This is a genomic window from Moorena sp. SIO3B2 (assembly GCF_010692525.1).
GTDB classification, from domain to species: Bacteria; Cyanobacteriota; Cyanobacteriia; order Cyanobacteriales; family Coleofasciculaceae; genus Moorena; species Moorena producens.
In genome coordinates, this window is record NZ_JAAHHE010000267.1 from 1 (window position 1) to 8,486 (window position 8,486).

At 43.5% G+C, this 8,486-nt stretch carries 8 protein-coding genes; 5 read left to right on the forward strand and 3 right to left on the reverse strand.

From position 1 onward, the window contains the following. The first annotated feature begins 6 nt into the window (after positions 1–6). The 4 genes from F6K38_RS30565 (at position 7) to F6K38_RS30580 (ending at position 5,259) form a co-directional block, all read left to right on the forward strand. A complete protein-coding gene (locus F6K38_RS30565) occupies positions 7–1,089 on the forward strand; it encodes an ABC transporter ATP-binding protein (RefSeq protein WP_008187679.1) in 1,083 nt (360 codons plus the stop codon). Between the two features lie 391 nt (positions 1,090–1,480). After that, positions 1,481–2,689: a hypothetical protein gene (locus tag F6K38_RS30570; RefSeq protein WP_044494152.1), complete on the forward strand. Its 1,209-nt coding sequence runs from the start codon at positions 1,481–1,483 to the stop codon at positions 2,687–2,689. A 121-nt stretch (positions 2,690–2,810) separates the two neighbouring features. Beyond that, complete coding sequence (locus F6K38_RS30575; RefSeq protein WP_287251546.1) at positions 2,811–4,277, forward strand: Dyp-type peroxidase; 1,467 nt, start codon at positions 2,811–2,813, stop codon at positions 4,275–4,277. 202 nt (positions 4,278–4,479) lie between these two features. After that, positions 4,480–5,259, forward strand: coding sequence for a hypothetical protein (locus F6K38_RS30580; protein WP_008187682.1), 780 nt, complete (start codon positions 4,480–4,482; stop codon positions 5,257–5,259). Here F6K38_RS30580 and F6K38_RS30585 read toward each other — a convergent pair. Further along, the gene (locus F6K38_RS30585) at positions 5,204–5,347 is read right to left on the reverse strand and encodes a hypothetical protein (protein WP_154659875.1); all 144 of its coding nucleotides are present in this window, start codon (positions 5,345–5,347) and stop codon (positions 5,204–5,206) included. The two genes, F6K38_RS30580 and F6K38_RS30585, sit on opposite strands and share 56 nt — an antisense overlap. 15 nt (positions 5,348–5,362) lie before the next feature. Between F6K38_RS30585 and F6K38_RS30590 the strand changes: the two genes are divergently transcribed. Beyond that, positions 5,363–5,539 (forward strand): hypothetical protein, encoded by a 177-nt coding sequence (locus F6K38_RS30590; RefSeq protein WP_154659876.1) that lies wholly within the window; start codon positions 5,363–5,365, stop codon positions 5,537–5,539. Here the strand turns inward: F6K38_RS30590 and F6K38_RS30595 are convergent. Both F6K38_RS30595 and F6K38_RS30600 read right to left on the reverse strand, forming a co-directional pair. Beyond that, the gene (locus F6K38_RS30595) at positions 5,519–6,580 is read right to left on the reverse strand and encodes a catalase family protein (RefSeq protein WP_008187683.1); all 1,062 of its coding nucleotides are present in this window, start codon (positions 6,578–6,580) and stop codon (positions 5,519–5,521) included. The two genes, F6K38_RS30590 and F6K38_RS30595, sit on opposite strands and share 21 nt — an antisense overlap. A 554-nt stretch (positions 6,581–7,134) precedes the next feature. Beyond that, complete coding sequence (locus tag F6K38_RS30600) at positions 7,135–8,238, reverse strand: FG-GAP repeat domain-containing protein (RefSeq protein ID WP_287264841.1); 1,104 nt, start codon at positions 8,236–8,238, stop codon at positions 7,135–7,137. Between the last annotated feature and the right edge of the window lie 248 nt (positions 8,239–8,486).

Here is an 8,486-nt window from a genome sequence, read left to right on the forward strand (position 1 = left end):
GATAGTATGCCTAAACTAGAACTACATAATATTAATAAAATCTACAAGACTAACAAGGGTAACGTCATCCCAGTTAACGACATTAGCTTAGAAGTGGATGAAGGAGAATTTCTGACCCTACTTGGGCCATCGGGATGTGGTAAATCTACGATGCTGCGACTAATTGCTGGGTTAGAGCAACCCACCCATGGCAAAGTAGTTATCAATGGACGGGATGTTACTCATGTTAGACCAGGCGATCGCAATATCGCTATGGTTTTCCAAAGCTATGCTCTCTATCCTCATATGACCGTATATGACAATATGGCCGCTAGTCTGAAACTCCATAAAGTCCCTTCTGACCAAATTCGGAGCCTGGTGCAGGAAGTAGCTGGTAAACTGGGACTGGAAAATTTGATGGAGCGTAAGCCTAGTCAGCTATCTGGTGGTCAGCGCCAGCGGGTTGCTCTGGGCAGGGCATTGGTGCGACAACCGGCTGTGTTTTTGTTAGACGAACCTCTGAGTAACTTGGATGCTTTGCTGCGAGAGCAAGTTAGGGCGGATTTGAAGCAGCTATTTGTTGCTCAAAAGGCACCAGTGGTTTATGTTACTCATGACCAAACCGAAGCGATGACCCTCTCAACCAAGATTGCGGTGTTATCTGAGGGTAAGCTGCAACAGCTAGATACACCCCAGGGCATTTACAAGCAGCCAGCAAATCAGTTTGTGGCTAGTTTTGTCGGTTCTCCCCAAATGAACTTACTGACACTTCACTGTCAGGGGAATTATGCCATCTTGGGTGAGGTCAAAATTCCTTTGCCAAATTTGCCTAAAGTGCCGCCACAGATTGTCCTAGGTATCCGCCCAGAAGATGTGGCCTTAGCTCAACCAGAGGATAAATATAGGATTGAGGGTCGCATCTACCTCGTGGAAAATCTAGGCATGCATAATTTAATTAGTGTTCGGGTGAAGGGGTCAGACTCTCTCAGTATCCGAGGGTTATTACCTAATAATTTAACTTGGGAAACCGAAGAAGTGACCCTGGCTATATCACCCCAGTTGATTCACTGGTTTGATAGTGAAACATGCGTTCGCTTAGGGTCTCTTTAGAGCATCCAGTAGCGGCTCTTTGAGAGCATTGGATTTTCCACAAACTTTACCCACTATAGCAGAAACAATCAACTAAACATATTAAGAAATATGTAGAAAATGGAGCCCTAGCAAGGAGAGGGCAGGGACCAGAGCACAGTAATGTAAACAATAATGTAAACAATGTTTATATTTTGACAGTGAAAACTAATTTTGATAAAATAAATAGGGTATAATTAATGATGATTGTCATCAAGTTACAGTCACACCAACCCGTCAATGCTCTATAGTCTAAAGCTACATAGGGTTAAACGCGATCGCTAAACCGTAAACTAAACCGTAAACTAAACCGTAAACTAAACCATAAACTTAGTTTCGCCAAAACCCCATTATTAATTAAATGGAGGGCAAAATGTCCCCAAACCCCCTGACTGTTATTGTCAAGATAAAGCCTGGAGAAGAGGCAGAACTAAAATCAATTCTCGAAGCAATTGACTCGGATCCAGAAAATAATCCCTATGTTCGCTTTCCTGAGAGCCGTAACACCCACTTGGCGCGTTTTGCCATCCTCAATGATCCTGATAATGGACCGCGCTTGCTCTTTTCGAGCAATTATGATGGTGACTTAGATAGCTACCTAAATGAAATAATTCAGATATCACCAGGAATGGATAGCCTATGGGAAAAATGCCAAGGCTATACCGGCAAGCCACAATTCTCTGAATTTATTAACGAACACTCCTATCAGCCCGAAGCCTTCTACATCGCCTTCCGTAACGAAACAGTCGAAAGCCTCAAGAACTACATCGCAATTCGGAAACATATTGAAAATTTCTTAGATCTTAAGGATGTCGCTAACTACCTAGATTGTTCAGGAGTAAAGCCATTTTTAGATAAAGTTGCCCAGGTTTCTCAAACTAATACCTGGTGGGAAGTTGTGGGATTGAATGGATTAAAGATATTGAGAGGATTGGTAGCTCTGGTTCAAGGGATATTGAACCTAATTCGCGAAATCCTCTTGGTTATAATAAATTTTCTGGCTAGCATACTGGGCAAACCGGAAAATAGAAGTGAAATTGGACAATATACTAGTGTAAAAGCTGATCTCGCTCAAAGTCAGCTTCTGGCCAACGCAGAAGATCGTTTTGTCCAGAACTCAATGAATCACCTTGTAGACATTAAGCCTGAGCGAATCAAGCGTCTGAAGATAGTATTGTTTCTTGTTAATTGGGCTGGACAATATCTATTTCCCCCGGCATCCCTAGCTAATATCACTACAATTCATTTTGCCCGTTGGCTGATTATTGATGAAGGGAAACGTTTACTATTTTTAAGTAATTATGATGGCTCCTGGGATAATTATCTGAATGATTTTGTTGATCGAGCCAGCGACGGATTAAACTCCATTTGGAACAACACAATGACTTATCCAGAGGGAGGCGCTCAGGATATCGGGGCGTTCAAACAATATTTCCGAGATTACCAAACCCCATCCCTATTCTACTACAGTGCCTATCCTGAGCAAACTGTCCAAACTAGTTTGAGAGACCAACAAATTAGCAAAATGATCGGGACAAATTTTGATCGAGCTGCGATTGAGGAATGGTTAAAACTGCTCTAACGGTTTGTTGATAACGGTTTCTTGAAACAGCTACTGAATAGAAGAATTAATCGTCAGCTGGATGCAGCGATAACTCAGAGATAACTCTGTAACTCTAAACCCAGAAACGAGGGAAGTGACCATGTCAGAATTAACGCCAGAAGCACGGGAAGATATTCAGGGAATTATATTGAGTGGTTATGGGCATCTGCGCTATGCCTTATATTTATTTGTTCAAATCAAGAACCCTAAACAAGCTCAGGCATGGTTAAACACTATTATCCCGGAAATCACCACAGGTAAATTGTGGCCAAAACGACCAGATGGAACCACGGAAAAACCTGAATCTACCTTGAACATTGCCTTTACCCACAAAGGATTGCAGGCTCTTAACCTACCACAGCACACTCTCGAAACCTTTTCCAGGGAATTAATAGAAGGGATAGCCACTTCAAAACGTTCTCGTATATTAGGAGATACGGCAGAAAGTGCTCCAGATAAATGGGATGTCGGTGGCTCAAATAATGAAGAGATTCATATGCTGTTGGTCCTTTATGGATTAGACCCCGAAAGCCTCGCCCAGCGGCGCAACCAATTGCTTCAAGATCAAGAAGATAATCTAGTGGTTGTGGCAGAAGAGCCTGGGTTTAGAGGTACTAGTAATAAGGAGCATTTTGGCTTTAACGACAGTATTTCCCAGCCGATCATTGAGGGGACTCGAAACAACCAAAACCCTAATCAAGATGTGGTTAGGACTGGGGAGTTTATCCTGGGCTATCCCAATCAATACGATTTCTTGCCTGCTACCCCATCTGTGCCAGTAGACCAGGATAGTGATAATATCTTGCCCAGTTTTCCAGGTACAGAGCTGTCAGAGTTCAAAGATTTCGGGCGTCATGGAACTTACCTGGTATACCGGAAGCTAGCTCAGGATGTAGCTGGCTTTTGGCAATTTATTGCCCAACAAGGACATGATGGCGAGGGTTGTCCCCATGCTCCAACCATGAGCTTGCTTGCAGCTAAGTTAGTAGGACGTTGGCCCAGTGGTACGCCCCTAGTGCTTGCCCCAGACCAGGATAACCCAGAGATTCAGGACAAGAATCAGTTCAAGTACTTACCAGAAGATAAGGAGGGTTATCGTTGTCCTATCGGTGCTCACATCCGTCGTAGCAACCCCAGAGATTCCTTTCTAGATGCCACCCCAGAGAATTCCTTCAAACTATCCAATCGGCATCGGATTATTCGACGGGGAGCCCTTTACGGAGAACCTCTATTCCCCATCGATGATATCGAAAACGGTCAGTTGCCTGTGGATATCGAGGATGATGGCAAGCCCCGAGGACTGCATTTCTTCAGTATTAATGCTAATATTAGGCGTCAATTTGAGTTTCTTCAGGAAACTTGGTGTAACAATCCTCGATTTAACCGTTTATATGGTAACAAAGACCCGATCATCGGAGATAATGACGGTTCTGGTCATATGACCATTCAGCGTTCACTGATTCGTAAACGAATTAATAACCTACCTCGATTTGTAACCGTCAAGGGGGGTGGATACTTTTTTATGCCAAGTATCACCGCCATGCAATTTATGGTTAATTTTGCCTGAGTTGTCAAATTCCAGACCTGTTAAAAACGCTATATAGTGCTTTCTAGCGTAATCAGGTACATAGGATTTTTTACCTATTGCCTATTGCTAGCATGCCTATTGCCTCTTTCCCCTTGCCTATTCTCTGTTCCCTGTTCCCTGTTCCCTGTTCCCTGTTCCCTAAAATCACAAAATTGAAAACCACTATAGTGCATCACAAGTTATGATTCCATTTGCTCTAACCTTTGCAGCAGTTTTTTCTCTGGGAGCTGGGTTGATCTCCCTGTTAACCGTAATGCCTCAGCTCGGTAAGCTAGGCAAGACTATCTCTGAGTCCTTTACCCAAGCCCCTGGGCTGGATTTGATCTTATCAGTGATCGTGTGGATTCCCTGGCTGATCAGTGGACTACTTGTAGGCTGGGTGGGGGTTTTGGCTGCCCTAGTGGGTCAAATATTAGCGCTACAGTTGTGGATTGTTGCTCATGAATTAGTCCATTCTGAGGCAGTACAAGGACCGAGAATTGTTAGCTACCTCAATCAGCGGTTTGGCTGGTGGCGAAACCACTTGGCATTATGGGTGACAGCTGTCGTTCTGCCAGTGTTTTTTTTGATTCGCCTTGCTCAAATAGTCTTGTATCCATTCCTAATCTGGTTACTCGGCTTCCCAACTTACAAGCACAGTGAATGGGTCAATGTCAGTCGCCAGAAGTTTGAAGGCTTAGTTGGTCATGATCTAATTTGGTGCCTGTACTGTGACTGGATGACTGGGGTTTATTCCCTTGGTGCTGAAATGTTGAGGAATGTCGAATCTTTCTGGTGTCCGATCCGCTTTTACAATGACAAAAAATGCGAGAACTGTCGGCTCGATTTCCCAGATATCGATGGCGGTTGGGTTGCCAAAGACAGCACCATGGCAGACGTTGTACAAACAATAGAAGACAATATGCCTAGCGATCGCCAATGGACATGGTTTGGTCACCCAGATCGAGGGAATAGGGAGTAGGGAGTAGGCAAAAGGCAAGAGGCAAAAGGCAAGAGGCAAAAGGCAAGAGGCAAGAGGCAAAAGGCAAGAGGCAAGAGGCAAAAGGCAAGAGGCAAGAGGCAAAATGGAGCTTCGGAGCAGCGATGTAGTGCGGTCTTGGGGGTTTCCAAGCCAGTTGCTCCCCACACTTGCCACACTTGCCACACTTGCCACACTTCCTAAACTTCTCTATCTTTCCCGACTCCCGACTCCCGACTCCCGACTCCCGACTCCCTGCTCCCTACTTCGGCAAGACATCTAGGGGAAAAATCGAGAAAAATTCTTCTGTTGTCGGTTCTTTATGGGGGACATTATTCAGTTGGTTTCGTAGCCGAGAAATTAACTCGTAAACCTGCTTGCGAGGACGGTTAATTCCCCCTAAAGGTCTATGCTCTGGTAGAGAATGCCATGGGGTGTAGGACAAATCTTCACAGAATTTGATTTGCTCAGGAGATTCAAAGGTCTGAGCAGGAATCTTGAGAGTAGCTATTTTTTGATAGGGTGATTTCCAATCGATGGTGGGGTCTTCAATTGGCATCTTATCGGCATCGGTCTGAAACTGAATTAAGAAATCAAAGCAAGCTTCTTTATTGTTGAGATGTTCTCGGATTGCGTCGCGGAGATAGTTTTCTGTTTTAGGAATCGACTTAGAACTAGTTGAGATATTATCAGGAGAAGGCTTCAGGGAGAATTTAATCGCTCCTGATCCATATTTGTATGGAGTTGTACTCCAATATTGAGATTCTAATGGACTGCGAATTTTAGACAACCGAATCCTTAGTCCGATCTGGATCTCACGCCAGCGCCATTTAAATGGATTAAGTCCAGTTATGAAAAACTTTAAGGGGTTCCGGCTTCCGGAACGTTCAATTTCTGCAAAAAACTCAATGTAGTCTTTGGCATTGCGAACTACGAAAAGCGGGTGGTCTATTAGCAAAAAATCTTGGGTTTCCTCATATTTTTCATCCTCCAAGACTTTGTCTCCTGGTACACCCATCAGTTTAACCGCCATACCATGGGCATCACCTCTGGTATCCTTCTGCTCACTGAAATTTGAGAAGCGAATACAAGCGGGGAAACGCTTACCTGGTTCTTTAAAAATACCAACTCTAATCTTGTCATCCTTAGGGAGGTTAGGGTCAATGATAAATTCTCCTCTAACACAACCATGAGCTTTGGGATGTTCTCCCCGTTTTACAGGAGGATGTTTGTCAATAAGTCGTTCACTGATTTGGGCAATTTCACGAGTAGCTTCGTCTTCTTCGGGCGGTACGTTTTCTTGACCAATTTCTAATTGAGTCATCGGTTTCGCCTCTTTTACTCCTTTGGCTTTTTAGTATTATAGCATTAGGGTAGGGAGTAGGGAGTAGTATTTAGTTTTATCGTTTGTTATTTAAGTATTAGTTATAAGGTCAGCTATCAGCTATCAGCTATCAGGCGAGAGAACTCCAGGGGGTCGGATTAGTAAAAGGAGCAGGAATTTTCAAGCAGCCGTAGCAGCATCCCGCAGCTTTTTTACTACCTCCCGTTGATTAGCTGACTGCTGACTGCTTTTCGCGTAGCGTGCGCGTAGCGCATTAGCTAAATGCTTACAGTAAATGTTGTTTGCCCACCGTAGATTTGTTTACTGTTCTATTGGGATTAATCCTAGGTGGGCAGTGTTTACTAACTTGATTGGTTTGCTGATCTGATTTGTCTCAACCACTGCCCACCCTACGTTAGCTTACTATTTTGATTAATCTTAGGTGGGCAGTGTCTAGTAACTTGATTGGCTGGCTGATTTGATCTGTCTGGTGCACTGCCCACCCTACGTGAACTACTATTGTTATTAATCCTCGGTGGGCAGTACCTACTAACTTAGCTTAACCAAGTAGTAGCAAAGAACTTATCTTGATTATTCCAAAGTTCAACGAGATCAGACTGACCATCACCATTGACATCGGTAACTAAGTAATCAGTATCCTCTCGAAAATCCCCTACTTGTGTATTACTGCCGAGGCTAAATCCACCGTTACCATCACTAATCCAAGTCGCAGCAAAGAAATTATTGTTATTATTCCAGACCTCGACTAGATCAGAGTCACCATCTCCATTGACATCGGTAACTAAGTACTGAGTATCGTCTCGAAAATCCCCGACTCTGGTATTACCGCCGAAGTTAAATCCACCGTTACCATCACTAATCCAAGTCGCAGCAAAGAAACTATTGTTACTATTCCAAACCTCGACTAGATCAGAATCACCATCGCCATTGACATCGGCGACTAAGTAATCAGTATCCTCTCGAAAATCCCCGACTCTGGTATTACCGGCGAAGTCAAATTCACCGTTACCATTACTAATCCAAGTCGCAGCAAAGAAACTATTGTTACTATTCCAAAGCTCGACTAGATCAGAATCACCATCGCCATTGACATCGGTAACTAAGTAATCAGTATCGTCTCGAAAATCCCCGACTCTGGTATTACCGCCGAAGTTAAATCCACCGTTACCATTACTAATCCAAGTCGCAGCAAAGAAACTATTGTTACTATTCCAAATCTCGACTAGATCAGAATCACCATCGCCATTGACATCGGTGACTAAGTAATCAGTATCGGCTCGAAAATCCCCGACTCTGGTATTACCGCCGAAGTTAAATTCACCGTTACCATTACTAATCCAAGTCGCAGCAAAGAAACTATTGTTACTATTCCAAAGCTCGACTAGATCAGAGTCACCATCCCCATTGACATCGGTAACTAAGTACTTAGTATCATCTCGAAAATCCCCGACTCTGGTATTACCGCCGAAGTTAAATCCACCGTTACCATTACTAATCCAAGTCGCAGCAAAGAAACTATTGTTACTATTCCAAATCTCGACTAGATCAGACTGACCATCACCATTTACATCGGTAACTAAGTAATTAGTATCGACTCGAAAGTCCCCGACTGGAGTTGTTGAACCTAGAGAAAACATTTAACTTGCACTCCTGTCATATGATTGACACGATAAATACAGTACGGCAATCGTACTTTGATACTCCCCGCTCTTAAAAAACGGGGATTTTTGGCTCAAGGATTCGACTTGCTATGACAGGTTTACACGAAGCACAGTAGAGGTCAAATCTCCGCCAGTATTTAGATATTGAATCCTGTTTCCGTGTGGCACACCGTGTTTGATAGATGACCAACACATTTATATAATATCTAATTGAATCTAGATTT

What these genes read in the sequence shown, in the direction of transcription:
- F6K38_RS30565 (WP_008187679.1), top strand. Translation starts at nt 7, where the DNA reads ATGCCTAAACTAGAACTACATAATATTAATAAAATCTACAAGACTAAC.
- F6K38_RS30570 (WP_044494152.1), top strand. Translation starts at nt 1,481, where the DNA reads ATGTCCCCAAACCCCCTGACTGTTATTGTCAAGATAAAGCCTGGAGAA.
- F6K38_RS30575 (WP_287251546.1), top strand. Translation starts at nt 2,811, where the DNA reads ATGTCAGAATTAACGCCAGAAGCACGGGAAGATATTCAGGGAATTATA.
- F6K38_RS30580 (WP_008187682.1), top strand. Translation starts at nt 4,480, where the DNA reads ATGATTCCATTTGCTCTAACCTTTGCAGCAGTTTTTTCTCTGGGAGCT.
- F6K38_RS30590 (WP_154659876.1), top strand. Translation starts at nt 5,363, where the DNA reads ATGGAGCTTCGGAGCAGCGATGTAGTGCGGTCTTGGGGGTTTCCAAGC.
- F6K38_RS30595 (WP_008187683.1), bottom strand. Translation starts at nt 6,580, where the DNA reads ATGACTCAATTAGAAATTGGTCAAGAAAACGTACCGCCCGAAGAAGAC.
- F6K38_RS30600 (WP_287264841.1), bottom strand. Translation starts at nt 8,238, where the DNA reads ATGTTTTCTCTAGGTTCAACAACTCCAGTCGGGGACTTTCGAGTCGAT.